Origin of the sequence: Burkholderia sp. HAN2018 (genome assembly GCF_024704855.1) — a bacterium.
GTDB classification, from domain to species: Bacteria; Pseudomonadota; Gammaproteobacteria; order Burkholderiales; family Burkholderiaceae; genus Burkholderia; species Burkholderia cepacia.
This window is the reverse complement of record NZ_QOBB01000012.1, coordinates 16,543-41,763: the sequence shown is the minus strand read 5'-3', so window position 1 is coordinate 41,763 and position 25,221 is coordinate 16,543. Positions and strand designations below refer to the sequence as shown.

At 66.9% G+C, this 25,221-nt stretch carries 23 protein-coding genes; 7 read left to right on the top strand and 16 right to left on the bottom strand.

What is annotated here, in order from left to right; genetic code table 11:
• The first annotated feature begins 15 nt into the window (after positions 1 to 15).
• From DPV74_RS04825 to DPV74_RS04815, 3 genes are all read left to right on the top strand, one after another.
• On the top strand, positions 16 to 1,350 hold the full coding sequence (locus DPV74_RS04825) for an aspartate aminotransferase family protein (RefSeq protein ID WP_119336646.1): 1,335 nt from the start codon (positions 16 to 18) through the stop codon (positions 1,348 to 1,350).
• A 29-nt stretch (positions 1,351 to 1,379) separates the two neighbouring features.
• Positions 1,380 to 1,934, top strand: a complete 555-nt coding sequence (locus tag DPV74_RS04820; protein ID WP_027791286.1) for a carboxymuconolactone decarboxylase family protein — start codon at positions 1,380 to 1,382, stop codon at positions 1,932 to 1,934.
• A 160-nt stretch (positions 1,935 to 2,094) separates the two neighbouring features.
• Positions 2,095 to 2,871 (top strand): extensin, encoded by a 777-nt coding sequence (locus DPV74_RS04815; protein WP_119336645.1) that lies wholly within the window; start codon positions 2,095 to 2,097, stop codon positions 2,869 to 2,871.
• A 94-nt stretch (positions 2,872 to 2,965) separates the two neighbouring features.
• On the opposite strand, the gene ahpF is transcribed toward DPV74_RS04815, so the two are convergent.
• The 5 genes from ahpF to DPV74_RS04790 form a co-directional block, all read right to left on the bottom strand.
• Positions 2,966 to 4,564 carry an alkyl hydroperoxide reductase subunit F gene (ahpF, locus tag DPV74_RS04810; protein WP_059492406.1) on the bottom strand — a complete coding sequence of 533 codons (1,599 nt, stop codon included), beginning with the start codon at positions 4,562 to 4,564 and terminating at the stop codon, positions 2,966 to 2,968.
• 128 nt (positions 4,565 to 4,692) lie between these two features.
• Positions 4,693 to 5,256: an alkyl hydroperoxide reductase subunit C gene (ahpC, locus tag DPV74_RS04805; RefSeq protein ID WP_006488685.1), complete on the bottom strand. Its 564-nt coding sequence runs from the start codon at positions 5,254 to 5,256 to the stop codon at positions 4,693 to 4,695.
• A gap of 336 nt (positions 5,257 to 5,592) precedes the next feature.
• Positions 5,593 to 5,958, bottom strand: coding sequence for a type II toxin-antitoxin system VapC family toxin (locus tag DPV74_RS04800; protein ID WP_060358899.1), 366 nt, complete (start codon positions 5,956 to 5,958; stop codon positions 5,593 to 5,595).
• Positions 5,952 to 6,170, bottom strand: coding sequence for a hypothetical protein (locus tag DPV74_RS04795; RefSeq protein ID WP_021160898.1), 219 nt, complete (start codon positions 6,168 to 6,170; stop codon positions 5,952 to 5,954). The genes DPV74_RS04800 and DPV74_RS04795 overlap by 7 nt, the downstream gene beginning before the upstream one ends.
• Before the next feature lie 90 nt (positions 6,171 to 6,260).
• Complete coding sequence (locus DPV74_RS04790) at positions 6,261 to 7,157, bottom strand: LysR substrate-binding domain-containing protein (RefSeq protein ID WP_048026027.1); 897 nt, start codon at positions 7,155 to 7,157, stop codon at positions 6,261 to 6,263.
• Positions 7,158 to 7,334: 177 nt separating this feature from the next.
• On the opposite strand from DPV74_RS04790, the gene DPV74_RS04785 reads away from it, so the two are divergent.
• Genes DPV74_RS04785 through DPV74_RS04775 form a run of 3 tightly spaced genes read left to right on the top strand, consistent with a single transcriptional unit; the run spans position 7,335 to position 10,338 of the window.
• Entirely contained in the window at positions 7,335 to 8,501 is a 1,167-nt protein-coding gene (locus DPV74_RS04785; RefSeq protein WP_119336644.1) for a branched-chain amino acid ABC transporter substrate-binding protein, read from the top strand.
• A gap of 54 nt (positions 8,502 to 8,555) precedes the next feature.
• Complete coding sequence (locus DPV74_RS04780) at positions 8,556 to 9,080, top strand: L-2-amino-thiazoline-4-carboxylic acid hydrolase (protein WP_021160901.1); 525 nt, start codon at positions 8,556 to 8,558, stop codon at positions 9,078 to 9,080.
• Positions 9,073 to 10,338 carry a Zn-dependent hydrolase gene (locus tag DPV74_RS04775; protein WP_119336643.1) on the top strand — a complete coding sequence of 422 codons (1,266 nt, stop codon included), beginning with the start codon at positions 9,073 to 9,075 and terminating at the stop codon, positions 10,336 to 10,338. The genes DPV74_RS04780 and DPV74_RS04775 overlap by 8 nt, the downstream gene beginning before the upstream one ends.
• Positions 10,339 to 10,425: 87 nt before the next feature.
• Here the strand turns inward: DPV74_RS04775 and DPV74_RS04770 are convergent, their stop codons facing one another.
• Both DPV74_RS04770 and DPV74_RS04765 read right to left on the bottom strand, forming a co-directional pair.
• Positions 10,426 to 10,908 (bottom strand): GNAT family N-acetyltransferase, encoded by a 483-nt coding sequence (locus DPV74_RS04770; RefSeq protein ID WP_119336642.1) that lies wholly within the window; start codon positions 10,906 to 10,908, stop codon positions 10,426 to 10,428.
• 29 nt (positions 10,909 to 10,937) lie between these two features.
• The gene (locus tag DPV74_RS04765) at positions 10,938 to 11,774 is read right to left on the bottom strand and encodes a cytochrome c (RefSeq protein WP_027791293.1); all 837 of its coding nucleotides are present in this window, start codon (positions 11,772 to 11,774) and stop codon (positions 10,938 to 10,940) included.
• 304 nt (positions 11,775 to 12,078) lie between these two features.
• Here DPV74_RS04765 and DPV74_RS04760 point away from each other — a divergent pair, with 304 nt between their 5' ends.
• On the top strand, positions 12,079 to 12,234 hold the full coding sequence (locus DPV74_RS04760; RefSeq protein ID WP_162922947.1) for a hypothetical protein: 156 nt from the start codon (positions 12,079 to 12,081) through the stop codon (positions 12,232 to 12,234).
• 46 nt (positions 12,235 to 12,280) lie between these two features.
• Here DPV74_RS04760 and DPV74_RS04755 read toward each other — a convergent pair whose 3' ends face one another.
• The 9 genes from DPV74_RS04755 to DPV74_RS04715 all read right to left on the bottom strand — a co-directional run bounded on the left by DPV74_RS04755 (position 12,281) and on the right by DPV74_RS04715 (position 24,813).
• Entirely contained in the window at positions 12,281 to 13,546 is a 1,266-nt protein-coding gene (locus tag DPV74_RS04755) for a hypothetical protein (protein WP_119336641.1), read from the bottom strand.
• A complete protein-coding gene (glmS, locus tag DPV74_RS04750; protein ID WP_119336640.1) occupies positions 13,543 to 15,366 on the bottom strand; it encodes a glutamine--fructose-6-phosphate transaminase (isomerizing) in 1,824 nt (607 codons plus the stop codon). Before glmS ends, DPV74_RS04755 begins: the two co-directional genes overlap by 4 nt.
• Positions 15,367 to 15,493: 127 nt before the next feature.
• Positions 15,494 to 15,982: a hypothetical protein gene (locus tag DPV74_RS04745; protein ID WP_027791296.1), complete on the bottom strand. Its 489-nt coding sequence runs from the start codon at positions 15,980 to 15,982 to the stop codon at positions 15,494 to 15,496.
• On the bottom strand, positions 15,960 to 17,231 hold the full coding sequence (pgaC, locus tag DPV74_RS04740) for a poly-beta-1,6-N-acetyl-D-glucosamine synthase (protein WP_060172567.1): 1,272 nt from the start codon (positions 17,229 to 17,231) through the stop codon (positions 15,960 to 15,962). Before pgaC ends, DPV74_RS04745 begins: the two co-directional genes overlap by 23 nt.
• Positions 17,228 to 19,318, bottom strand: a complete 2,091-nt coding sequence (gene pgaB, locus DPV74_RS04735) for a poly-beta-1,6-N-acetyl-D-glucosamine N-deacetylase PgaB (RefSeq protein WP_027791298.1) — start codon at positions 19,316 to 19,318, stop codon at positions 17,228 to 17,230. Before pgaB ends, pgaC begins: the two co-directional genes overlap by 4 nt.
• A 15-nt stretch (positions 19,319 to 19,333) precedes the next feature.
• Positions 19,334 to 21,712 (bottom strand): poly-beta-1,6 N-acetyl-D-glucosamine export porin PgaA, encoded by a 2,379-nt coding sequence (gene pgaA, locus DPV74_RS04730; RefSeq protein ID WP_119336639.1) that lies wholly within the window; start codon positions 21,710 to 21,712, stop codon positions 19,334 to 19,336.
• Between the two features lie 105 nt (positions 21,713 to 21,817).
• A complete protein-coding gene (locus DPV74_RS04725) occupies positions 21,818 to 22,615 on the bottom strand; it encodes a hypothetical protein (RefSeq protein ID WP_119336638.1) in 798 nt (265 codons plus the stop codon).
• Positions 22,616 to 22,678: 63 nt separating this feature from the next.
• Positions 22,679 to 23,089, bottom strand: a complete 411-nt coding sequence (locus DPV74_RS04720; RefSeq protein ID WP_027791301.1) for a hypothetical protein — start codon at positions 23,087 to 23,089, stop codon at positions 22,679 to 22,681.
• Positions 23,090 to 23,814: 725 nt separating this feature from the next.
• Positions 23,815 to 24,813 (bottom strand): LysR substrate-binding domain-containing protein, encoded by a 999-nt coding sequence (locus DPV74_RS04715; protein ID WP_027791302.1) that lies wholly within the window; start codon positions 24,811 to 24,813, stop codon positions 23,815 to 23,817.
• Positions 24,814 to 25,221 lie beyond the last annotated feature (408 nt).

Here is a 25,221-nt window from a genome sequence, read left to right as displayed (position 1 = left end):
TCCATGAGGCAACGCATGACGACCGTTTTCCATCGCGCTCCGCGCGCCACCTTGCCCGTCGCCGTCGCAGGCGACGGCATCGAGATCATCGACTCGACCGGCAAACGCTATATCGACGCGTGCGGCGGCGCGGCCGTTTCGTGTCTCGGCCACAGCAACCAGCGCGTGATCGACGCGATCAAGCGGCAGGCGCAGCAACTGGCCTACGCGCACACGTCGTTCTTCACGACCGACGCGGCCGAGGAACTTGCCGACCGGCTCGTCGAAGCCGCGCCAGCCGGCCTCGAACACGTGTATTTCGTGTCGGGCGGCTCCGAGGCGGTCGAGGCCGCGCTGAAGCTCGCGCGCCAGTATTTCGTCGAGAAGGGCGAGCCGCAGCGCCGCCATTTCATCGCGCGACGCCAGAGCTATCACGGCAACACGCTCGGCGCGCTCGCGATCGGTGGAAATGCGTGGCGGCGCGAGCCGTTCCTGCCGCTGCTGATCGAGGCGCACCACGTGAGCCCGTGTTTTGCCTATCGCGACCAGCTGGCGGGCGAAACCGACGAAGCGTATGCGCAGCGCCTCGCGGACGAGCTCGAGCAGAAGATCGTCGAGCTCGGCGCGGACAATGTCGCGGCGTTCGTCGCGGAGACGGTGGTGGGCGCAACGGCCGGCGCGGTGCCGCCGGTGCGCACGTATCTGAAGAAGATTCGCGCGGTGTGCGACAAGTACGGCGTGCTGCTGATCCTCGACGAGATCATGTCGGGGATGGGCCGCACGGGCTACCTGTACGCGTGCGACGAAGACGGCGTCGCGCCCGATCTGCTGACGATCGCGAAAGGGCTCGGCGCGGGCTACCAGCCGATCGGCGCGACGCTGGTGAGCGACCGCATCTACCGGACGATCGTCGACGGCTCGGGTTTCTTCCAGCACGGCCACACGTACCTCGGCCATGCGACCGCGTGCGCGGCCGCGCTCGAAGTGCAGCGTGTGATCGCCGAAGAGAAGCTGCTCGACAACGTGAAGGCGCGCGGCGAGCAGTTGCGCGCGTCGCTGCGCGAGCATTACGGCGCGCATCCGCATGTGGGTGACGTGCGCGGCCGCGGGCTGTTCGTCGGCGTCGAGCTCGTGCGCGATCGCGACACGAAGGCGACGTTCGATCCCGCGCTGAAGCTGCACGCGGCGGTCAAGCGCGAAGCGATGCAGCGCGGGTTGATGGTGTATCCGATGGGCGGGACGATCGACGGCGTTCACGGCGATCACATCCTCGTTGCGCCGCCTTTCATTTGCACCACGCAGCAGATCGACACGATCGTCGAGCGGCTGTCGGGCGCGATCGATGCTGCGCTCGCGTCGGCCGGCGCGTGAACGCATCCGCACCTCATCGGGACATGACCATGACAGACAGACTACCGCCGTTCGATCCCGCGTCGGCCACCGACGCACAGAAGGCCGTGCTGGCCGACATCCTCAGCGGCCCGCGCGGCAACCTGAACGGGCCGTTTCTCGGCTGGATCGCGAGCCCCGAGCTGGCCCAGCACGCGCAGAAGCTCGGCGCGTTCTGCCGTTATCGCACGGGCCTGCCGCTGCGGTTGTCGGAACTCGCGATTCTCGTGACGGCCGCGCGCTGGCGCTCGCAGGCCGAGTGGCACATCCACCATCCGATCGCGCTCGAAGCGGGGTTGCCGGCCGCGACGGCCGACGCCATTCGACTCGGCGTCGCGCCCGCATTCGAATCGGACGACGATGCGCTGATCCACGCGTTCGCGAGCGAGTTGTACGACACGCGGCGCGTGAGCGACGCGACGTTCGCGCGGGCGCAAGCACGCTTCGGCCACGAAACCGTCGTGAATCTCGTTGCATTGCTCGGCTACTACGCGCTCGTCGCGATGACGCTGAACACGTTCGGCATGCGCGCGGACGGGCAGACCGAATTGCCGTTTCCGGAGTAAGGGCGGCGTTCCGGCCGTGCCGGAGCGGGGCGGCGATACGTCTGACGAACATCGTGACGACCTGCTGCCGGCACAATGCAACCAAATGTATTCATGCGGGATCGGCGGCCGATCGCCGCGTATGATGGCTTGTTCACGTCGACATGATCGGTGAGCAAGCATGACGAGTACCCGCAAGACCTTGATGATCGCCGGTGGGCTCCTGGTAGCCGCGGCCGGCACTGCCTACGTGATGCTCCTGCGCGCGGACCACCGTGCGATCGAAGACGCCGGCATCGGCGATTCGGCCGCGCCGGCGGCCGTGGCACCGGCGAACAACGATCACGCGGTGCAGGGCGCCATCGCGCCGCCGGCCCCGGCGGCCCGGGCCGATACCGCATCGAAGCAGGCAGCCGTTTCCCCGCAGCCACCCGCCCCGGCAACGCCCGCACCCGCACCCGCGCGTGTCAGTGCCGCACCCGCATCCGTCCCCGCCGTTCCTGTCGTCAGCGAGAAAGCGCAGCCGAGCGCGCCGCCGCCGAAGGTCAACGTCGTGACCGTCGATGCGCAGGATTCGACCCCGCCGGCCGCAGCGCCGGCTGCGAAACCTGCCCGGGCGGTTGCCCCCGCGCAGGTCACGGAACGCGCGCCGCGCAAGCGCGACGGTCTCGAACGCCACGCGGCCGCGGCGCCTTCCGCCACGAAATCCGAAACGCCGGAGACGGCCGCGCTCGTGAGGGAATCGGCGAAGCTCGATCCGTCGTTGCCGCCGCCGGCGTCGTCGATGTCGTCGACATCATCGATATCGTCGAGCGCCGGTTCGTACCGGCAAGGCGGTTCGTCGTCGGGCGCGAATCCGGTTGCCGCTGCGATGACCGAGCAACTGGTCAGGCAGTCGAGCAGTGTCAAGCCGCCGTCACCGGCGCCGGTGAACGACGCCCCGACCACGACCAAGTAACCGCGATCGCACCTGGAATAAAAAGGGCCCCGCACGCCGACCAAAGCATGCGGGGCCAAGAGAGACAAACTGTTGTGCCGATGTGCGACGCGCGTTACGCGGCGACCGCTTCCTCGGCCTGCGGCTGCGCGGCGGCAACCGGTGCAACGTCCTGCCGGATCAGGTGGTCGAACGCGCCGAGCGATGCCTTCGCGCCTTCACCCACCGCGATCACGATCTGCTTGAACGGCACCGTCGTCACGTCGCCGGCCGCGAACACGCCCGGCACCGACGTCGCGCCGCGCGCATCGACGACGATCTCGCCGTGCTTCGACAGTTCGACCGTACCTTTCAGCCATTCGGTGTTCGGCACGAGGCCGATCTGCACGAACACGCCTTCCAGATCGATGCGCTGCGTGTCGCCCGAGCGCAGATCCTTGTAGACGAGGCCGTTCAGCTTGCTGCCGTCGCCGGTCAGCTCGATCGTTTGCGCCTGCGTGACGATCGTGACGTTCGGCAGGCTGCGCAGCTTGCGCTGCAGCACTTCGTCCGCGCGCAGTTGCGCGCCGTATTCGATCAGCGTGACGGCCTTCACGATGCCGGCGAGGTCGATCGCGGCCTCGACGCCCGAGTTACCGCCGCCGACCACTGCGACACGCTTGCCCTTGAACAGCGGGCCGTCGCAGTGCGGGCAGTACGCGACACCACGGTTGCGGTATTCGCGCTCGCCGGGCACGTTGATTTCGCGCCAGCGCGCGCCGGTCGCGAGGACGATCGTCTTCGCCTTCAGCACCGCGCCGTTCGCGAGGCGGATCTGGTGCACGTCGCCCGGAATCAGCGCATCGGCACGCTGCACGTCCATGATGTCGACGTCGTACTGCTTCACGTGCTGCTCGAGCGCGGTCGCGAACTTCGGCCCTTCGGTTTCCTGCACCGACACGAAGTTTTCGATTGCCATCGTGTCGAGCACCTGGCCGCCGAAACGCTCGGCGACGACGCCCGTCGCAATGCCCTTGCGTGCCGAGTAGATGGCGGCTGCCGCGCCCGCCGGGCCGCCGCCGACGATCAGCGTATCGAACACCGGCTTGTTCTCGAGCGACTTCGCCGCACGTGCGCTGGCACCCGTATCGAGTTTCGCGAGGATTTCCTTCACGCTGCTGCGGCCCTGGCCGAACGACGCGCCGTTCAGGAACATCGTCGGCACGGCCATGATCTGGCGCGACTCGACTTCATCCTGGAACAGCGCGCCGTCGATCGCGACGTGGCGGATGCGCGGGTTGATCAGCGACATCACGTTCAGCGCCTGCACGACTTCCGGGCAGTTCTGGCACGACAGCGAGAAATACGTTTCGAACGCGTAGTCACCGTCGAGCGCGCGGATCTGTTCGACCACGTCGTCGTCGAGCTTGATCGGGTGGCCGCCGGTCTGCAGCAGCGCGAGCACGAGCGACGTGAATTCATGGCCCATCGGGATGCCGGCGAAGCGGATGCCGGCCGGCTTGCCGGGCTCGCCGATCGAGAACGACGGCTTGCGCTCGGCGTCGTCGCGGCGTTCGGTCACGGTCACGCGATCCGTCAGCGACGCAATCTCGTTCAGCAGCGCCAGCAGTTCCTGCGATTTCGCGCCGTCGTCGAGCGAAGCGACGAGTTCGATCGGGCGCGTGATTTTTTCGAGGTACGCTTTCAGTTGGTTCTTGAGATTGGCGTCGAGCATGGCGTTTCGGATTCCGTATTGATGATTCTGGTCGGGCACGTCGTGCCGGAGGAGGGCGCGGGCCGCATGCGGCGGCGGCCCGTCTTCGTGTGTCTCGCGCGCCTCGGGCGAGGCGCGCGGAGCGATCGTCAGATCTTGCCGATCAGGTCGAGCGACGGGGTCAGCGTTTCCGCGCCCGGCGTCCACTTGGCCGGGCACACTTCACCCGGGTGCGCCGCGATGTATTGCGCAGCCTGCACCTTGCGCAGCAGTTCGCCTGCGTCGCGGCCGATGCCGTTGTCGTGGATTTCGCACAGCTTGATCTCGCCTTCCGGGTTGATCACGAACGTGCCGCGCAGTGCCATCCCTTCTTCCTCGATCAGCACGTCGAAGTTGCGCGACAGCGTGAGCGTCGGGTCGCCGATCATCGGGTACTTGATCTTGCCGATCGTGTCCGACGTGTCGTGCCATGCCTTGTGCGTGAAGTGCGTGTCGGTCGACACGCCGTAGATTTCGACACCCAGCTTCTGGAATTCCGCGTAACGGTCGGCGAGGTCGCCCAGCTCGGTCGGGCAGACGAACGTGAAGTCGGCCGGGTAGAACACGACGACGGACCACTTGCCCTTGAAGTTCTCTTCCGAGACGGGCACGAAGTCGCCGTTGTGGTAAGCGGTTGCCTTGAACGGCTTGATTTGGGTGTTGATGATCGGCATCTGGTGAGTTCCTTTGCTTCAGTGGTGAGTGGAGTGTTGCCAGTATCCGGGTTCACCCTGAGCTTGTGAAATTGCTTGTTTCAATCCGGGGCATCGGGAATTTCTATCTGCTTCCGGCCCTTGATTGGGTGGGGCTTGGGGGGCTTGTGAGGCGGTGGGCGGATAGCCGATGAATGCGGGTTGACAGCGGGGCAGTTTGGCGTGACGTGCCGGCGCGAGTAGCTGGCACATTGCGTGCGCAGGATGGTCGTCTCGCGCGTTCGTATCAGGTGCTGCGGGAGGGCCGAGTTCCGGCGCATACAACGGGCTCGGACTCGGAGGTGACTTGGCGCTGACTCAGAGCTTGTAGGGCACGCGAACGCCGGGTTCGGTGGCAGGGAAGTCCTTCGTGTTGCGCGACACGAGCAGTAGACCGTTCACTTGTGCCGATGCCCAGACGATTGCATCGGGAAGGCGTATGCGGCGTTCCTTGCGGATTGCCACGGCACGATTCGCAACCGGGCTGTCCAGTGCGATGACATCGAACGACGACAGCCACGCGCGGATGGGTGCCTCGTCCTGTGCGGACGTGCCGGCCAGGACCTCCATCCACGAGATCGTGCTGATCGCCCGATAGTCGTAGCGGCCCAGTTCCGCACGAGCGGATTCCACGCCGCCCAGATAGTCGATCAGGATGTTGGTATCGAAGAGAGCTTTTACCATTCCGAGCGCAGTTCTTCCTGATAGGTGAGCCCGTCGACCTTGCGATCTTTCCAGAGACCGAAGACGTCGTCGGCAAGCCGGTGCTTGTGCAAGGCAATATAGGCATCGATCGCGTCGCGGATGATTGCGGCGCGGGGACGATGTTGAGTCTCGACGATGACGGCCAACTCGTCGAGTTGGCCGTCCGACAGATCGACCAGAATTCGGCTCATGATAGCCTCCGATATATGATATGCATATCATATATACCAGATCTTTCGGCCGCAAGACGGTAGCAAGCGAATCGGCGCAGCGTACCCCGCTCACATCCCCGCCATCTTCCTCAACCACTCCGCCAGCCGCCGCGCCCCGTCCGGCATGTCTGCGTCCTCGCGTGTGCACAGGTAGTAATCGCGCCCGTCGTCGAGCGCGTGATCGAACAGTTTCACGAGCTCGCCATTCGCCAGTTCGCGTTCGACCAGCGGCGCGCGCAGCAATGCCGCGCCGAGATCCGCGCGCGCGGCGCTCAGCGTCAACTGGCCGTCCTCGAACATCGGCCCCACCGCATGCGACACATGCCGCACCCCGGCGCCCTGCAGCCAGTTGACCCACGTGCTGCGATCCTCGTCGTGCACGAGCGGCGCGCGCGCGAGATCGGCCGGCGTGCGGAACGGCCCGTGGCGCTTCAGGAACGACGGGCTGCACATCGGCACCATCGCGCCCGGCAGCAGGCGTTCGCAGCGATAGCCGGGCCAGTCGCCGGTGCCGAAGCGGATCGACAGGTCCGACGCATCGCTGCGGTAGTTGCGGTGATGCGCATACAACACCGTGACGTCGACGTCCGTGTTGTCGGCCAGGAACGCATGCAGCCGCGGAATGAACCAGCCGATGCCGAGCAACGGAATCAGGCTGACGGTGATCTGCCGCAGCGACGAGCGGTCGCGCACGAAGCGCGTCGCGCTGCGCAGCACCGAGAACGCGGCGCTGATCGAGCGGTAGTAATCGCGGCCTTCGTCGGTGAGCGCGAGCAGCCGGCCCTCGCGCACCGTCAGCGGCGTCTGGATGAACGCCTCGAGCAGCTGCAACTGATGGCTGACAGCCGACGGCGTGATGTCGAGCTCGCCCGCGGCGGCGGTCACCGACCCGAGGCGCGCGAAGGCTTCGAACGCACGCACCGCGCGCAGCGGTGGATCGTGCGGCAATTGTTCGATATTTTTCATGTGTCGAATTTTATCGAAAAATCAGGGTAAGCGACAACACAAAAATATCCTGCATTTACAGTGATATAGGTTAATGTGTCGCCAGCGGTATAAGCATCCAACAATTGGATATTTGGGGTTTGGGTGCTCAATATTTAATATTTTTCATGTTTTGATTCGATCCACCGATCCCCGCACATGAAAATCGCTTTCCTCCACGCCAGCCTCGCATTCTCGGCGGCCGCCCTGGTCGCCTCGGTTCCCGCCTTCGCGCAATCCGCGCCGCAGACGGTCCTGATCGGTCTCGCCGCGCCGCTCACCGGCCCGTCCGCGCGGATCGGCAAGGACCTGCAGAACGGCGCGCAACTCGCGATCGACGATGCGAACGCGAAGCATCCGACCATCGGCGGCAAGCCGGTCGTCTACAAGCTCGTCGCGGCCGACGATCAATCGGATCCGCGCACGGCCGTCGCGGTCGCGCAGCAGCTCGTCGACCAGCACGTGATCGGCGTCGTCGGCCACTGGAACACGGGCTGCAGCGTGCCGGCATCGCGCGTCTACCGCGATGCGGGCATCCCGCAGATCGCGCCGGCGTCCACCGGCCATCAATACACGCAGCAGGGTTATGCGACGGCGTTCCGCATCATGGGTCACGACGATGCGGGCGGCAACTTCACGGGCGCGTATGCGGTGAAGACGCTGAAGGCGAAGCGTATCGCGGTGATCGACGATCGCACGTCGTTCGGCGCGGGGCTCGCCGACCAGTTCATCAAGGGCGTGCAGGCGAACGGCGGGGCGATCGTCGATCGCCAGTACGTGAACGACAAGACGACCGATTTCAGCGGCGTGCTGACCGCGATCAAGGGCAAGCGCGCGGATCTCGTGTTCTTCGGCGGCCTCGATGCACAAGCCGCGCCGATCGCGCGCCGGATGCGCCAGCTCGGCGTGAACGCGCCGCTGCTCGGCGCGGGCGGCTTCGTGAGCCAGACCTTCCTGTCGCTCGCGGGCAAGGACGGCGACGGCGTGACGGCGCTCGAACCGGGCCTGCCGCTCGACCGGATGCCGGGCGGCAAGGCATTCGACACGCAATACCAGGCGCGCTTCCGTGCGCCGATCGAACTGCATGCGCCGTTCGCGTACGACGCGGCGGCCACGCTGATCGCGGCCGCGCAGAAGGCCGGCACGACGCAGCCGGCGAAGCTGGTCGCGACGGTGCGTGCGATCGACCGGCCCGGCGTGACGGGGCGGATCGCGTTCGACGGCGAAGGCAACCTGAAGGACCCGGCCTTCACGATCTACCAGGTGCGCGGCGGCAAGTGGACCGTCGTCGACGTGCTCGGCGGCTCGCGCACCGCGACCAAGTAAACAACACGGCGCGACACAGCGCGACACATCGATAAAACGACCCGGACGATCCCCATGACCGAAGCGACCCAGACATCCGCCGCCGCACCCGAGGACACGCGCCTCGGGATCCTCGCGCGGCGCCGCATCGAAGCGGAAATCATCAAGCCGATCTACGAGATCATGAAGCGCGAGTTCGGCGCCGAGCGCGCGCAGGCCGTGATCGCGGAAGCCGTGCGCGGCGCGGCCGTCGACGCCGGCCGCACGTTCGCCGCGCAGGAGCCGGGCGGCACGAGCGTGAAGTCGTTCATCGCGCTGCAGGTGCTGTGGGAGAAGGACGATGCGCTCGACGTCGAGGTGCGGCGCGCGGACGATGCGCACTATGACTACGACGTGCATCGCTGCAGCTACGCGGAGATGTATCACGCGATGGGGCTTGGCGAGATCGGGCATCTGCTGAGCTGCGCGCGCGACAGCCATTTCATCCAGGGTTATGCGCCGGACATCGCGCTCACGCGCACGAGCACGATCATGCAGGGCGGCAAGCGCTGCGATTTCCGTTACGCACTGCAATCCGCGCCGGAGAACGGCGATGCGTGACGATCATGGCAGCGTGGATATCGTGAGCGCGCCGCGCGTCGACGGCGACCGCCTGTGGGCGTCGCTCGAGCGGATGGCGCAGATCGGCGCGACGCCGAAGGGCGGCGTCTGCCGTCTTGCGCTGACCGACCTCGATCGCGAGTCGCGCGACCTGTTCGTGCAATGGGCGCAGGACGCCGGCTGCACGGTGCGCGTGGACCGGATGGGCAACGTGTTCGCACGCCGCCCGGGGCGCAATCCCGACGCCGCGCCGGTCATGACGGGCTCGCACGCCGATTCGCAGCCGACGGGCGGCCGCTACGACGGCATCTACGGCGTGCTCGGCGGGCTCGAGGTCGTGCGCGCGCTGAACGACGCGGGCGTCGAGACCGAGCGCCCGATCGACGTCGTGATCTGGACCAACGAGGAAGGCTCGCGTTTTGCGCCGGCGATGGTGTCGGCCGGCGTGTTCTCGGGTGTCTATACGCTCGAATACGGGCTGTCGCGCACCGACGGCGCGGGCAGGACGATCGGCGAGGAACTGGCGCGGATCGGCTACGCGGGCACCGAGCCCGTCGGCGGCTATCCGGTGCACGCGGCGTATGAACTGCATATCGAGCAGGGCCCGATTCTCGAACGGGCGGGCAAGACGATCGGCGTCGTGACGGGCGGGCAGGGGCAGCGCTGGTACGAAGTGACGCTCACCGGCGTCGACGCGCACGCGGGCACGACGCCGATGGAGGTCCGCCGTGATGCGCTGGTCGGCGCCGCGCGGATGATCTCGTTTATCGAGGTGCTCGGCCGCCGTTACGCGCCGGACGCACGCGCGACGGTCGGGATGATCGAGGCGCGGCCGAACTCGCGCAACACGGTGCCGGGCGGCTGCTTCTTCACGGTCGAGTTTCGTCATCCGGACGATGCGGTGCTCGACGAACTGGACGCGGCGCTGCGTGCCGAACTTGCGCGTGTGGCCGATGAAGCGGGTCTCGGTGTGCAGATCGAGCAGATTTTCACGTATGCGCCGATCCCGTTCGCGCCGCGCTGCATCGACGCGGTGCGTGACGCGGCACGGGCGCTCGGGCTGTCGCACATGGACATCGTGTCCGGCGCGGGTCATGACGCGTGTTATGTCGCGCGCGTTGCGCCGACCGGGATGATCTTCGTGCCGTGCGTCGACGGGTTGAGCCACAACGAGGCCGAAGCGATTACGCCCGAGTGGGCGGCGGCGGGGGCGGATGTGCTGTTGCGTGCGGTGTTGCGGAGCGCGCAAGAGGCCTGAGCCCGAGCGTGACGGCAGCGGCCAGGCGGCTGGGTGTGCGCCGGGCCGCGCCGGTTTCGGCCTGGCGCCGCGAACGCGAAATTCGCGTCAGGCCGCCGGCGAATGTCGATCGATGTATCGACGCATCACGTAAAACGCAGTATCGGTGCGCCCCGGCATCGTGACCAATGCACCATCGGCCGCAAACCCGAGCTTTTCATAGAACCGGTACGCCACTTCGCGTGCCGTACACCACACGAGCGCGGCCCCGTGCACTTGCGCATGCCGCATGCATACCTGCACCAGCACGCGCCCGAAGCCCATGCCGCGCACGGCAGGATGAACGGCCATTCCGCGAAGCCGCCACGCGGGCCGTGCCGGATCGTCGTCGCGCGGCTCCTCGCAGAGCGAGGCGACCGCCACGATGTTCGACCGGTCGTCGCGCACGCCGACATGCAGCGTCGTCGGCGCATGGTCGCCAGCCAGTTCGCAGGCGTTCAGGTCGCCGTTCAGCAGGATCGCTGCCCGGAGCGGGTGCGTCTGCGCGGCGTCGATCGATGCGATGGTGAACAGCGTGTCGCCTGAAGTCATCAACGTTCCTCGTGCAATCGGGCCGCGCGTTATCGAGCGGCCTTGCGCCGCGCCATATACGCGAGATACGCGACGATCTGTTCGAGTTCCCGGTCGCTCAGCTGGTCGGGCGGAAACGCCGGCATGACGCGGCCCGGCCAGTCGCGCACCGATGCCGGGTTGCGGATGTAGCGGCGCAGCGCGGCCGGCTGGAAGTAGTCGACCGGGTTCATCGGCGTGTTCAGGTCAGGGCCGGCATGGCTGCTGCCCGCGCCGTCGAGCCGGTGGCACGCGAGGCATTGCGTGACGAACAGGTGCTGCCCCGCACGGGCCGGATCGTCGGCAGGCAACGCGGCATCCACGGCAAGCGACGGCCAGCGCGCGAGCGGCGACGATTCGATCGTGACGCGCACGATCTGGTACGGCCACTGCTCGCCGCGCACCGACGCGGCGTCCGGCCCGAGCCACACCAGATAAAACGGCCCCGCACTGACCTGCTTGCCGGGCAGCTTCGGCCATGGATGGGCCGGGTCCTCGATCGCGAGCCACGGAACGGCACCGGCCGGCGCACGGCGGCGCACGAGATCCAGCGGCAGTTGCGCGGCGAAGCCGTCGGCGGCGCGCGTTTCGAGCACGCCGTCGGCGGGCAGCGGCGTGTCGCCGAGCAGCGCGGCGAACGGCACCGCGCGGAACGTCATCGGCCGGCCGTACGCGATGTCGCGCGGCACACGGATGTCCGTCGCGTCGGGGCGTGCGAGCAGCGTCTGCCGGGTGAGGGTGCGGGCCGTGCCGTCGGTGTCGAGTTCGAGCGTGGACTGGGCCGACGCGCGTTGTCCTAGCAGGCAAACCGTCAGCAGCACGAGCGAAAACCACTGGCGCTTCAGCATTCGTTCTCCGGGAAGGGGCGTTCCGGCGGCGGCAGGAGGCGGGGCGCCGCGGCCGATGGAAGGAATCGGGCGACAGTCTATCCGGTACGCGCGGCGCTGGCGACTGCGGCGCGGGGCGGGTGACCGGTTCCGCGCGACGGTGTATCGTGCTTCGTCACGCACCGGGGTGCGGCCAGCCGCAACCGACGCCGGGCCGCGGGCGCGAGGATACCGTCGGCGCCGCGCGGCCCGGCGGCATTCAACGAGACCGGACAACACGCATGGACTCCCCGGCAGAGCGGGCGCTTGCCCATATCCGACGATCGTGGCCGCCGGCGCGATCGAACGCCTCGCCGTCGACCGCATCGTGACGCCGGCCGTGCTCGGCCGCGTGCGCGACGGCACACTCGACTATCAGACGGCCAAATGGGTGTGGCATTGCATGGCGCGGTTTGGACTGGAGCGCGAAAACGCGGACTGACCGCACCCATCCGGCATGAGCCGCGCGATACCGGCGCGATGTCGCTTCAATGACTCGAGCAAGGCGCTTCGCGTTTCGGCATCGGCGTGTCATGCGCCGGTTCGAAATCGGCTTCGCGCGTGCCCGACGGTGTCAGCGACACGAAATGCATCGCGCTGCCGCGCGCCGGGAAACCGGCGATGCCCGTCATGCCCCACGGAATCGGCGAACGCTGCACACCACCGACCGCGATCTCCGCCGGCCCGAGCGCCAGCGTCAGCAGCCGCCCGTCGCGGATCGGCACGTACGCATGCGTGCCGGACACCCCGATGCCGGATTCGCGCACCGACGCCGGCAGGCAGTCGAGCGTCGCCGTGCGGCGGCCGTCCGGCGCGATCAGCATCGCGATGCCGCGATCGTCCGCCGTCGTCGTGACGACGATGAAGCGGTCGATCTCCGGCACATACGCCGACGCGTAAACGTAGTACTGGATCGCGTCGTTCAGCGTCCCCAGCTTGTCCAGCTTCGCAGTGACCGGGTCGAACATCGCGTATTCGAGCGTCGCGTCCGTGCTGCCTTCGATGAACTTCTGCCACACGAGCAGGGCGGCATGCGGGGAGCCCGCGACCACGGGCCACCACTCGCGGCGGTGCGGCGCGACCGCGACGTGGTTCAGCACGCGCCCGGCCGCGTCATAGGTCTTCACGTAAACGCCGTTGCCGGTGCCGAGGTTGTCGACGCCGCCGCCGTCGATCCAGTCGGCGGAATAGAACACGACGAAGCGGTCGGCAGCCGTGGCGACGTGCCCCGAGTGGCCGCCCGATTCGACGTCGTTCGGGTAGGGCTTGACCGGCTTCAGGTCGCGGCGGTACACGCCGTAGCGCTGGCTGACTTCCTGCGGCGCGTTCCAGCCGTCCTCGAACGTCACGAAGATGTCGCCGCGCGCGTTCTGCGCGATGGACACGGGTTCCTGCGCCTCGGGGCGGCTGATGAACGTATGGACGTGCAGCAGGTGCGCCGCGCCGGGCAGCCATTCGCCGACGTACACGTCATGCGGCCAGTTGCCGCTGCGCATCGCGCCGCGCGGCACGATGCCCGAGCTGCTGAAGAACACCCAGCGCTTGCCGTTGCCGGCGTCGGCCACGCCGATGCCGTGCATGAAGCTGCGCGGATCGGCGGCCGGGTGGGGGGACGGGGCGGCCGGCACGGTGACCGTATGCACGGCCGGCGTGGCGGCGAAGGCCGGCGGCGCCGTGACGATGCCGCATGCGCCGCACAGCGCGGCCGCGACGCACCGCGCGACCGCCTGCGTCGGGCGCGCTCGCCACCTCATTCGACGGTCACCGATTTCGCGAGGTTGCGCGGCTTGTCGACGTCGGCGCCGCGCGCGCAGCCGACGTGATACGCGAGCAGTTGCAGCGGGATCACGTTGACGATCGGCGACAGCAGGTCGCTCGATTCGCGCACGCGGATCAGGTGCGTGTCGCGGTCTGCGTCGATCTCGAGTGCGCTGCCCGCCAGCACGTAGAGCCGCCCGCCGCGCGCGCGCACCTCGGCCATGTTGGACTTCAGCTTCTGGAACAGGCGGTCGTCCGGCGCGATCGTGACGACCGGCATCGCGCTCGTGACGAGCGCGAGCGGGCCGTGCTTCAGTTCGCCGGCCGCATAGCCTTCGGCGTGGATGTACGACACCTCCTTGAGCTTCAGTGCGCCTTCCAGCGCGATCGGAAAATGAATGCCGCGCCCGAGGAACAGCGCGTTTTCGGTACGCGCGAACTTCGCGGCCCAGCCCATGATCTGCGTTTCGAGCGCGAGCGCGTGGCCGATGCGCTCGGGCAGCGCACGCAACTGCTTCAGGTGCTGCGCGACCTGCGCCGCGTCGAGCCGGCCGCGCAGCTGCGCGAGCGTCAGCGTCAGCACGAACAGCGCGACGAGCTGCGTCGTGAACGCCTTCGTCGACGCGACGCCGAGCTCGATGCCGGCCCGTGTCAGGAACCGCAGCGGCGCGTTGCGTGCGATCGTGCTGGTCGCCACGTTGCAGATCGCCATCGACATTTCCTGGCCCATGTCGCGTGCCCGTTCGATCGCGCCGATCGTGTCGGCGGTTTCGCCCGATTGCGAGATGCCGACGACGAGCGTGCGCGGATCGGCCACCGTGTCGCGGTAGCGGAATTCGCTGGCGATCTCGACCTGGGCGGGCACGCCCGCGATCGACTCGAGCCAGTATTTCGCGGTCAGGCCCGCGTAGTAGCTGGTGCCGCAGCCGAGCAGCAGCACGCTCCTGACTCTCGACAGTTGCGCGCGCGCGACGTCGGTCGCGTCGAACAGCGCCGGCGAGATCGTGTCGATGCCGTCGAGCGTGTTGTCGATCGCCTTCGGCTGCTCGAAGATCTCCTTCTGCATGAAGTGCTGGTACGGGCCGAGCGCGGCGTCGCCTTCGCGCGCCTTCACCTGGCACAGCGGGCGCTGGGCGTCGTGTCCGCCCGAGTCGACCACGGCGATGCGCTCCGGCGTGATCAGTGCGACGTCTCCGTCCTCCAGGTAAACGAAGCGGTCGGTCAGGTCGCCGAGCGCCGCGCAATCCGACGCGAGGTAGTTCTGTTCGGCACCGATGCCGATCACGAGCGGCGAGCCCGCGCGTGCGGCGACGAGGCGCTGCGGCTCGCGCGCGCACAGCACGGCGATCGCATACGCGCCGTGCAGCCGCTTCACCGCGCGCACGACCGCGTCGAACAGGTCGTCGCGATAGAGGCTGTGGATCAGGTGCGCGATCACCTCGGTGTCGGTCTGGCCGCGAAACGTGTAGCCGCGCTCGCGCAGCTCAACGCGCAGCGCGTCGTGGTTCTCGATGATGCCGTTGTGCACGACCGCGATCGTGTCGCCGGACATGATCGGATGCGCGTTCATTTCCGACGGTGCGCCGTGTGTCGCCCAGCGCGTATGCGCGATGCAGGTCTGCGCCTCGAGGCCCAGCGTCAGCACGCGGGCCTGCAGGTCGGTCACGCGCCGCAGCGTGCGCTCGCTGCGCAGGCGGCCGTCGTCCTGCACGGCGATGCCGCACGAATCGTAGCCGCGATACTCGAGCCGGCTCAGCGCATTGACCAGTTGCGGCACCTGATTGTTCAGGCCGCTTGCTCCGACGATTCCGCACATGATTCACCTCGTCTGCAAAAACTGCAAAAGGTTGCCGGCCTGCCGGCACAGCGCGGCAGTGCGGCTTCAGGAGTGGCGCCGCGCGGCACCGATGCGGCCTCGTGCGCGGCGGCGCGGCTCCGCTGACCTACTCGCGGGGCGGCGGCCCCGCGTGGGCGACCCATTCGATGCCTGAAATCGAGCCGTTCGCGTCGTGCGACGCGACGAGAATGCGCGTCGTGCGGCGCGCGCCGCGCCGACGGGCGCTGGCCAGTACGGTCGGCGGCACCGAGCGCACCTTTGCGCTGGCCGAACGCCGCAGCATCTTCGACACGCGCAGCCGGAAGGCCAGCGGATGCACGACGCGCCCGGCGATCAGCCACATGACAATGGCGCCCGCGATGATCGCGATGCTGGTCGCGTAGAACACCATCTGTTCGATCGGCATCTCGGCCGGGTTGAACGGCAGCAGGTAGCGATACGTATAGATGCAGATCGACGCCCATACGGCGCCCACCAGCGCGGGCCGCACGAGACGGAACCAGACGACCTGCGCGAGCCCGGCGACGCGGCCGCGTTCGGTGATCATTTCGCGCGGCGTGCGCAGGGAGAGGTCAATAATCGGCGCGTTCTTCATGTTGAATGCCTCGGTCGGGGCTGACCCACACGGCCCGCTTGCCGCGGCCCCGCAGCACGACGGCCGGCAGGGCGACGACGGTGGTGATCATGCTGATCAGCCAGAAAGCAACGGGGTACCAGATGGTGTCCAGGAAGTACATCAGGAGTTTTTCGTCATACTGACGATCTATCATGCTGCCGATGATCAGTTGCAGGATGCAGGTCGCAACCAGCAACATCCCGTGCCAGTGCGGCACGACCGATACGTGCCAGCTCAGCGGCAGCGGATAGACGACGTCCACCAGCGCGAGCAGCAGGATGAACGACATCGAATAGGCCCACGCGATGCCGATCAGGTACTCGGCGAACAGCGGCCACATCATCATCTGCGTCGGCCGCGCGAGCGTGCCCGCATATTTCAGCAGCACCTGGATGCCGCCTTTCGACCAGCGCAGCCGCTGCCGGTAGAGCCCCATCAGCGTCTCGGGCATCAGGATCCAGCTGAGCGCGTGCGGCTCGTATACGACGCGCCAGTCGCGGCATTGCAGCTTCCAGCTGATGTCGATGTCCTCGGTCAGCATGTCCGCGCTCCAGTAGCCGACGTCGGCGAGCGCGGTCTTGCGGAACATCGTGACGACGCCGGACACCGTGAAGATGCGGCCGTACACCTGCTGCGTGCGCTTGATCAGCCCGACGATCGACGAGAATTCGCCGACCTGCATGCGGCCGAGCAGCGAGGTGCGCGTGCGGATGCGCGGATTGCCGGTCACGGCGCCGACGCCAGGGTCGGTCAGGAAGTGCTCGAGCATCCAGCCGATCGCATCGTGCGCGAGCAGCGAATCGCCGTCGATGCACAGCAGGTATTCCGCGTTCGACATCGCGGCCGCGGTCGTGAGCCCGACCGCCTTGCCTTCGTTGCGCGCGTGATGGATCACGAGCAGCCGCGGGATCTCGACGGCCAGCTCGTTGAGGATCTCGCCGGTGCGATCCTGGCTGCCGTCGTTGACCGCGATGATGTCGTAGTTCGGGTAGTCCATCGCGTTCAGGTGGCGGATCACGCTCTGCGCGTTCGCCGCCTCGTTGAAGCACGGCACGACGATCGAGATCTTCGGGATCCCGCTCGCCGCGATCGTGCGCGTCGACAGCACGCGCCCTTCCTCGAGGAGGAAGTAATGGACGACGCCGCCGATCATCCACAGGTACGACATGAAGAACGGGTAGTAGAAGACGAAATCCTGCAGGCGCTGGATGATGCTGTGGCTGGTCATGGCGTCTTCGTCCCCTGTGTTTTCTGCATCTGCATCAGCGCGTTGATCGAAGTCGGATCGAGGCGCGACTTCAGCGACATCACGTCGCGCATCGTGTCGAGATCCGGCTGGTTGTTCAGGAAGTTGTCCGGGTAGTAGCCGAAGTTCACCGCGCCCTTGCTGCGCAGGCGCCGCATCTGCGCGAGCAGCGCGGTGCCGCCGATGTCCTTGCGCGCGTGCCAGTCGTACGACTGCAGTTCGAACACGGTGCGCCTGGTGCCGAGCTGTTTCGCGCGGACGGCGTCGACGAGCTGGTCCATCCAGCGCTCGGGATCCTGCGCCTGTTCCATGTACGGCATCGCCATCAGCGCGACGAAGTCGTAGGTGGCGAGGAAATCGTCGTAGTTCTGCGCGAACCACGCTTCCGATTCCGGCTTCAGCACCGGCAGCGCGAAGATGTTGCGCGCCGTCAGCACGTCGCCGGCGTTCTGGTTCGCGAGCACGATCTGTTCCAGCTGGCGCGTCAGGTCGATCAGGTAGCGGCTTTTCTGCCGCGTCCAGCGCTTCATCAGGTCGGGTGTCGCGCGGATCTTGCCGATGTCGGCCGGCAGGCCCCATTGCGCATACGTGCTCAGCGCGTGCCGGCCGGCGTCTTCGTAATCGTCGAGCACGGCGTCGTCGCTGAACAGGATGCCGCTGAACGACGCGTACTTGCCGAGATCCTCGTAGATCTGCTCGATGAACAGCCGCGCTTCGGGGTCGAACGGGCTCAGGCGGTACACGCGCGAGCCGTTCTCGCGCGCCGGCGCGCCGCCGTATGCGCTGACGGCTTCCAGGCCGCGATGCTTGTCCGCCCGCGGCCGGAACGCGAGCACCGGCATCCACGCATACACCTGCACGTTCGAGCGCGTGCTGAGCTGCCAGGCGGCGCGCGAGAACAGGTCGCCGCGCATCGGCAGGTGCCGGTTCGGGAAATACAGCGATTCCGCGACACCCGTGCCCTTCGGGTCGGCGTACGCCTGCAGGTACACCGATTTCGGCTGCATCCGGTAGATGCGCTCGATCAGCTTGCCGAGATTCGCTTCCTGGCGCGCCGGGTCGGGATCGTAGACCTGGTCGAGATCGACCTGCACGACGCGCTCGGGAATGTCGACGTCGCCGCGGTTGGAGGCCGGCTCGCGCATCGACCGCTCGAACCCGCCGATGTCGACGTCGTACATCATCAGGATCCGCCGCAACCGGTCGAGCGGCACGTCCGGCGTATTCGGGCCGGCATCGAGGCTGAACTGGATGTCCATGCCGAGCGACGTCGAGATCTTGCGCACGGGCTGGTTTTCCGCGCCGTATGGCCAGACCATCGAGCGTGCGACGATGCCGGTGCGTTCGCGGATCTGCCGCACGCATGTCTGGAGGTCGTCGTGCACGCGCGCTTCGAATTCGGCGTCGGTTTCATAGCGTTTCTGGTCCTGCAGGTAGAGGTGCGACGTGGTCGCCGGCAGTTCGTTGCCTTGCGGATTCGCGACCGCGCCGTGATGAAGGTTGTGCGTGTGGCACCCGAGCTCGACGAATTCCGACTGGCCGACCTTCTTCACCTGGTCCCACGTCATGAAGTAATCGCGCGGCATCTGGACCTTGTCGCTGATCTTGATCGGCGTATCCAGCGGCGCATCGATCCAGGCGGTGACGATGCCCATCACGGCCGGATACTTGAAGCGCTCGAGCAGCGGCAGGACTTTCGTGTAGTGGCTGCTGTAGCCGTCGTCGAACGTGAGCAAGACCGCGCGCGGCGGCAGCGGCTTGCCGCCGTGTCGTGACGCTTCGATCTGCCTGACCGTCACGGTGTGGTAGTTGTTGGTCTGCAGCCACGAGAAGATGGCCGTCAGCGTGCCGGTATCGACCGCGTACGGATCGACCATCGTCGACGACGAGAACGTCGCGAGCAGGTTGTCGCGCACGTCATGCATGCAGATCACGCGGAACGTCTTGCCGTCGACCGGATCGGACGGCGGCAGCAGGTCGATCATCCTGGCGTTCGACACGCCGGGGAACAACGAACAGGCCGCAAACGTACCGAGGCATCCGCACATGAAGGTCCGTCTGGATTGCATTGTCCGATCTCCTTGCTAGAACGGCAGGTTGACCGACAGGAAGCCGGTTTCGGAGCGCTCGCGCTGGCCGTCGTACGCATGACTGCTGATTTCGACGCCGTAGGTCAGCGTGATGTCGTGCTTGAACGTCCACGCGTGCTCGAGGCGCGCGGTCCACAGCGGGCTCGTGCCGAAGCCGCGCTCGTTGTAAACACCGCCTGACGCCGACAGGCGCTGCTGCAGCGACATGTCGCCCTTCTTCCACAGCGTCATCTGGTGCATGACGGTCGCCGCGGCCGCATAGTCGCGGCCCGGGTTGAAGTAGGGGGCGTCCTGCCGCGTGTTGCTGTCGGTGCCGAGGTCCAGCGATACGTTGACGAGCTGGGTGGCGGACGTGTACACGCGCTGCGTGGCGGTCGCGGAAATCTCCTGGTGCAGGTTCGAATCGCTGTAGCGGCTCACGCCGTAGTTCAGCTTGACTTCGCGGCGGTCGCTCTGGCGATACACGACCGAGACGTTCGCGGAGCGGCCCCAGATGTGCGCCGCATACGCCTTCCACGGCAGCGAGTTGTCGTTGGTGTCGAGCCCGGCGCCGACCGTCCAGTAGTCGTTCAGCGCGTACGCGATCGACCCGCGGCCGCCGGTTCGGCCGTCCGCGCCGAACGAGCGCGTGACTTCGCCCAGCACGGTGAGCGGGCCGTGCCGGTAGTCGCCGCCGACGCCCGTGCGCGTGCGGCTGACGTTGCCGCCGTCGGTTTGGGCATGGCCGAAGAACGTATGCGAGAAGACCCGCCAGTTGTCGCCGAACGGTTGCGAATACACATAGCTGTCCGACGTGAAGCTGTTGTCGGCCAGTGCACTGTTGCCGTGCTCGAAGCTCAGGTCGGTCGTGAACACGGGGCTGCGGTACGCCTTGTAGTCGCGCTTGAACCCGCGCACGGCGCCGCTGTCCGGGAACGTGTTGCCGAGGGTCTGGTCGACGTTCCTCGCGCTCGCGTAATCGTCTGCCGTCAGCGATGCGCGGCCGAGCCCCGCGAGCATCTCGACGCTGTCCGGGTGGTCGGTCAGCGACGCGCGATACATCGCGATCGCTTGGCGCGGGTGCGACTGGCCCGAGACCGCGTCGGCATGCGCGGCGCGGACTTCCGCGTTGAACGGCACTTCCTTCTCGAGTTTTTCCAGCGAGGCGATCCCTTCGTCCACCTGGCCCGTGTAGATCAGGTATTGCGCGCGCAGCCGGTAGTAGCGCAGGTAGTCGTCGTTTTCCGGCCCCCAGGTGCGCACGTCCTTGGCCGGCGGCAGCGATTTGCCCATGTCCTCGAGCGCCAGGTTCGCATCGGCCGCGCGTCCCTGGTCGACGTACGACCAGAACAGCCCCTCGCGCAATTCGATCGGGCGCGTGCGTGCGCCGTACTGGAAGCCGCGCGTCGCGATGTCGGCCTGCGGCGCGGTCGCCTGCTTCAGCGCGCGCTGGTACACCGCGTTGGCCTTGCCCGGTTCGCTCAGGTACAGGTACGCGTCGCCGACGGCCGCCAGTGCGTCGATCGAGATCTCCGCGTCCGGCGGGATCGTCTCGAACGTCGCGACGGCCTGCTTCATCTCGCCGCGTGCCGCCAGCGCTACGGTCCGGTCGCCGGCGAGCGCCGTCCCGACCGGCGAATACTCGGGCGTGGACGGCATCCGCTTGTCGAGGTCGTTCGCGGCGGCGAGCGCGCTGTCGATCCCGTCGAAGCGGTCGGGGCTCGTCATCGAGCGCGACTTGTCGCGTCCGCCGCGCACCTGCTGGCGGATCGACAATTCCTCGAGCCGCGCGAGATCGACCGCGGAGAACACGTCGGGGCGCGCTTTCGCTTCCTCCAGCGCCTTGACCGCGCCGCCGCTCGACGCGAGACCGAACACGTCGTTGCGGACCGTGGCCGGATCGGCGGTGCGGAGGTCGGGTATCTGCGCGTTCGGCGCCTGGGCTTCGGGTACCTGGGAGGCTGGCGGCTGCGCGCCGGGGGCCTGCGCGTTCGGCGCCGGCATGCCCGGTGTCGATGGGCTCGACGTCGGCGCCCCCGGTGTTTGCGGACCGGGGGGCTGACCGGTCGGCGAAGCGGGCTGAGAAGCGGGCTGCGAACCGGCAGGAGTCGACGTGTCGGACATCTGCGCACTCGATGCCTGCGCGATCAGCGTCCGCGCATTCGGCGGTTGCACATCCGGCGCGGGCGAACCCTGTGCCGACACGTCGGGCGGCCTCCGGTCCGGTGCGCCGGCGGACCCGGCGATTTCACTGATGCGGCCCGACTCCGTATCGCCTTCGGCGGAGAAGCAGGGGCCGGACGCGACGAGCAGCAATACCAGTGGCGCATGCAGGAGGATCCGCCGGTTGGACGGAGCGACGGCCGTGCAGGATTGTTGATGATTGTTGGCCACGAGGTGTCCTCCTTTCGAAACGATCACATCGGTGACACGCGTGACGAGGCACGTCGTCGCGTGTCGCGCGGCCGGGCTGCGAGTGCCCGGCAATGCGGCGCCGGCTCACAGCCGGTTACGGATCGCCTGGCCGAGCAAGGCACGCGATTCGCTGTTCGTCGGGTCGATCGCGAGCGCCCGGCTCGCGTTTTGCTCGACACAGTTCCATTCGTCGATCACCGCGCACGAGCGCGCCTTCGCCAGCGCACGCGCGCTTTCCAGTTCCGCGTGCGTGACACTCGCCGTCTGCATGCGCGTGGAGTCGGTGCCGTACGCCCGGGGTTTGGGCGCGAAGTTCATCCGCTTGTCCGTGCCTGCCAGCGTGTCCGCATGCGGCGGGCGGTGCGTGGCGCCGTGCCGCGTGGCGGCGCGACCGGAGGCGGTTGCCGGCTGCGTACCGGCCGCGAGTGTCACGGGTGGCGCATGCGACGGCCGCCGGTGCGTCGCGACGGCGCGGGAAGCGGGGCGCGGCGCGGTTTCCGGTGCGACTGCGAGCGTGACGGGCGGCACGGTCGATACCTCGGGTGCAGCCGACGCCGATGCTGCCTGCCATTGCGGCGCGGGTGGTACGGCCTGCGCGCGTGTCGACGCCGGCACGGGCGCGACGGATGTGCCGGACGACGCGCTCGCGCGGGAGGCCAGGGTTACGATCGCGTTGCGATACTTCCCGACCGCGGTTCCGATTGCGCTGGAGATGTCGTGCGCCACGCTCGGGTGGCCGACTGTCGTGTCTCGCTCGGCATACGCGAAGATGCCGAAGATCGTGGCGAACGCGACGAAGCTGAGTGCTGCGTTCTTTCCCGGGCCCCAGGAGGGTTTCGGCTGGGGGGCGGGCGAGCGGTCCGGTCGTTCGGCAGGAGGCATGCAATGCTCCTTGATTCGATGCGCGGCGGTGAATGGCGTGATCGGGGCGGGGTCAGGCGGGACTTACCATCGCAACTGCGTGGAGAGTGCCCCCGTTTCCACGATCGCGAACTGGGTGGCGCCCTGGTACGTCCCCTCCACCCGGTAACTTGCGTCGGGCACGCTGAACAGGCAGCGCGACCCCGACGCGTTGAATTCGACGAGCACGCGCCCATGGCGCCGCAGGCGCACCTGCACATTGGCAAGCGGCTGCCCGGTGCTGGCCGAAGCAAACGACACGCCCAGGTTGTACGGCCGGCCGTCGGGAGGCAGCGGCGCCGTGCCGTCGATCCGCGCGTCGCCGCAGATATACGAGATCACGTAGCGTCCGTCGCCGGGACCCGACGCAGGCGTCTGGGCCGTTGCATTCATGCAGAGCGCGGAGAGGGCGGCGCTCAGGAAGGGGCGAGCGTGCTGTCGAATCGAGGAAGGCATTGCAACCTCCGTTCCGGAATCAATGACGAGTATTTATTCCGAGTCAAATTTGCCAGCGTTCTTTTTGCGACACGCTATTGATACACGATGGATTACGAACCAACAATCGCGTGTGGCCCGAATGGGACGGCGGTGAAATATCCTATTTACATAGGATAAGGGCGGATTTGCATGACTCTCTTAATACTGAAGAAAGTCGATATTGCCGAATATGAATATTGCTATTCGGTAGCGATGATCCCGCACGCATTGAATCACGTCTGTCGTATCGGCATTCGTGCCGAAAAATAACGACTGATAAAAGGAATATTTGCGACTGTGTTTGCGGCGAATCGAGGTCGATTCGGGTACAGGTCGAGCGAAATAACAGGGCAGTGTGACGTTGCTGGTATTTTAGATTGTTACGGGTGAATCGAAACTTTTAATTTGTTCTGTAACAGGTTATTTCTGTCCTGATAATAAGACGGAATATATCCGGGTATCGTGTCGGATGTAAAAAATCAAGCGTGAATTGCAAACGTTTGCGATTCCACTGATAACGATTACCGGTCTGGCGCGTTATTTTTCAGGCGACGGCGGGATCGCAGTTTGCTGTCGGAAAAGCGGGTCGCGTTCGCCGGGAAGCGACGCGGATGCATGTGCACTCCGCATGGCTGAAATTCGCGGTTGCGTTCGCGTCGTCGCCGGACACGACGCGAACGCGAACGCAAACACAATCGCGAAGATCAGCGGCCGGCGCCCGCGCTGCGCCGTGCGATGCGCGTCGCCGGCGCGGATGCCTGTTCGTCTGCGCCGACGGCACCTTCGACCGCTGCGCGCGGCCGGTTCATGATGTACGTCCACAGTTGCTCGGCCGCGAGCCCGCGCTTGCGGGCCGACCGATACAGGCGGATTTCGAGTTCGGTGATCCAGTCGCCGGAACCCGCGCATACGAGCGTGCCTTCCGCGAGTTCCTTCGCGACGCAGCTTTCCGGCAGCCAGCCGATCCCGTGCCCGGCCACGACCATGCCCTTCAACGCCTCGGACATGTGCGTCTCGAAGCACCGGTGCACCACGTACGGCTCGGTTGCGTTCAGCAGCAGCATCTCGACGATGTTGCCGAGGAACGCGCCCGACGAATACGCGAGCAGCGGCAGCGGTGCGTCGGGTGTGCCCGGCAGCTGGAACACGGGCTTGCCGCGCGCATCGGGCGTCGATACGGGCAGGATCCGTTCGACGCCGAGGCTGACGAACGGGAAGTGGTTCGGGTCGAGCACGATCGGCAACTGCGGATGGTGATAGCCGAGCAGCAGGTCGCATTCACCTTCGACGAGCTGCTGCACGCCTTCCGGCACGTTCACCGCGTTCACGCGCGCGGTCACGTGGCCGACTTCGCCGTTGAGCTGCTTGAGCCATTCGGGAAACAGCGTGAAGACGAGCGTATGGGCGACCGCGAAACGCACGACCTGATCGCTGGCCGCGAACTGGTCGTAGCCGTTCACGAGATTGCGCGCCGCATACATGCTGCGCAGGATGTCCGCGGCGAGCCCGCGGAACATCTGGCCGGCCGGCGTCAGCGTGATCGGGTTGATGCTCCGGTCGACCAGCTTCGCGTCCATCCAGGTTTCGAGTGCGGCAATTCGTCTGCTGAATGCCGACTGCGTGAGGTGCCGGTGACGTGCGGCCCGGGAAAAACTCTTGGTATCCGCAAGGCTCAGGAAATCTTCCAGCCACTTTGCTTCCATTTCGATCTTCGCTTTTTATAGTCGGGCGCCTGAAGGGCGGCACCCCGTGCTGCACCAATTTTCTAGCGTACCGCGCCTCGCATGGGTCGGCCCGATGTTTTTTTTCGATCGGTGTCAGTCGAAATATGCATGGGCGTTGTCGGCGGGATTACGGCTGCATAGCGTTGAGGTGCCGGATCCGGCTAACCGGACAGTTCACAGCATCGAACTGCCGGCGCGCCGCAGACGGTACTTCCCCCAGGGCCGGTTGCGCCGTGTGCGTGCCGGCCCGCCTCCATTGTGGCGGCCCGGTGCCCGGTCGCGCCGTTTTTTTTGTGCAGTGCAGATTGCACATTCGTGACACGCGGGGGAACTATGTTCGGAAGACGCGGCGCAGCATCGGCCGTGCGCGCCTGCGACGCACCGTCG

What these genes read in the sequence shown, in the direction of transcription:
- DPV74_RS04815 (WP_119336645.1), top strand. Translation starts at nt 2,095, where the DNA reads ATGACGAGTACCCGCAAGACCTTGATGATCGCCGGTGGGCTCCTGGTA.
- DPV74_RS04795 (WP_021160898.1), bottom strand. Translation starts at nt 6,170, where the DNA reads ATGAGCCGAATTCTGGTCGATCTGTCGGACGGCCAACTCGACGAGTTG.
- pgaB (WP_027791298.1), bottom strand. Translation starts at nt 19,318, where the DNA reads ATGCAATCCAGACGGACCTTCATGTGCGGATGCCTCGGTACGTTTGCG.
- DPV74_RS04785 (WP_119336644.1), top strand. Translation starts at nt 7,335, where the DNA reads ATGAAAATCGCTTTCCTCCACGCCAGCCTCGCATTCTCGGCGGCCGCC.
- DPV74_RS04790 (WP_048026027.1), bottom strand. Translation starts at nt 7,157, where the DNA reads ATGAAAAATATCGAACAATTGCCGCACGATCCACCGCTGCGCGCGGTG.
- DPV74_RS04725 (WP_119336638.1), bottom strand. Translation starts at nt 22,615, where the DNA reads ATGCCTCCTGCCGAACGACCGGACCGCTCGCCCGCCCCCCAGCCGAAA.
- ahpF (WP_059492406.1), bottom strand. Translation starts at nt 4,564, where the DNA reads ATGCTCGACGCCAATCTCAAGAACCAACTGAAAGCGTACCTCGAAAAA.
- pgaC (WP_060172567.1), bottom strand. Translation starts at nt 17,231, where the DNA reads ATGACCAGCCACAGCATCATCCAGCGCCTGCAGGATTTCGTCTTCTAC.
- DPV74_RS04775 (WP_119336643.1), top strand. Translation starts at nt 9,073, where the DNA reads ATGCGTGACGATCATGGCAGCGTGGATATCGTGAGCGCGCCGCGCGTC.
- DPV74_RS04720 (WP_027791301.1), bottom strand. Translation starts at nt 23,089, where the DNA reads ATGCCTTCCTCGATTCGACAGCACGCTCGCCCCTTCCTGAGCGCCGCC.
- DPV74_RS04800 (WP_060358899.1), bottom strand. Translation starts at nt 5,958, where the DNA reads ATGGTAAAAGCTCTCTTCGATACCAACATCCTGATCGACTATCTGGGC.
- ahpC (WP_006488685.1), bottom strand. Translation starts at nt 5,256, where the DNA reads ATGCCGATCATCAACACCCAAATCAAGCCGTTCAAGGCAACCGCTTAC.
- glmS (WP_119336640.1), bottom strand. Translation starts at nt 15,366, where the DNA reads ATGTGCGGAATCGTCGGAGCAAGCGGCCTGAACAATCAGGTGCCGCAA.
- DPV74_RS04825 (WP_119336646.1), top strand. Translation starts at nt 16, where the DNA reads ATGACGACCGTTTTCCATCGCGCTCCGCGCGCCACCTTGCCCGTCGCC.
- DPV74_RS04745 (WP_027791296.1), bottom strand. Translation starts at nt 15,982, where the DNA reads ATGAAGAACGCGCCGATTATTGACCTCTCCCTGCGCACGCCGCGCGAA.
- DPV74_RS04765 (WP_027791293.1), bottom strand. Translation starts at nt 11,774, where the DNA reads ATGCTGAAGCGCCAGTGGTTTTCGCTCGTGCTGCTGACGGTTTGCCTG.
- DPV74_RS04780 (WP_021160901.1), top strand. Translation starts at nt 8,556, where the DNA reads ATGACCGAAGCGACCCAGACATCCGCCGCCGCACCCGAGGACACGCGC.
- DPV74_RS04820 (WP_027791286.1), top strand. Translation starts at nt 1,380, where the DNA reads ATGACAGACAGACTACCGCCGTTCGATCCCGCGTCGGCCACCGACGCA.
- DPV74_RS04770 (WP_119336642.1), bottom strand. Translation starts at nt 10,908, where the DNA reads ATGACTTCAGGCGACACGCTGTTCACCATCGCATCGATCGACGCCGCG.
- DPV74_RS04755 (WP_119336641.1), bottom strand. Translation starts at nt 13,546, where the DNA reads ATGAGGTGGCGAGCGCGCCCGACGCAGGCGGTCGCGCGGTGCGTCGCG.
- DPV74_RS04715 (WP_027791302.1), bottom strand. Translation starts at nt 24,813, where the DNA reads ATGGAAGCAAAGTGGCTGGAAGATTTCCTGAGCCTTGCGGATACCAAG.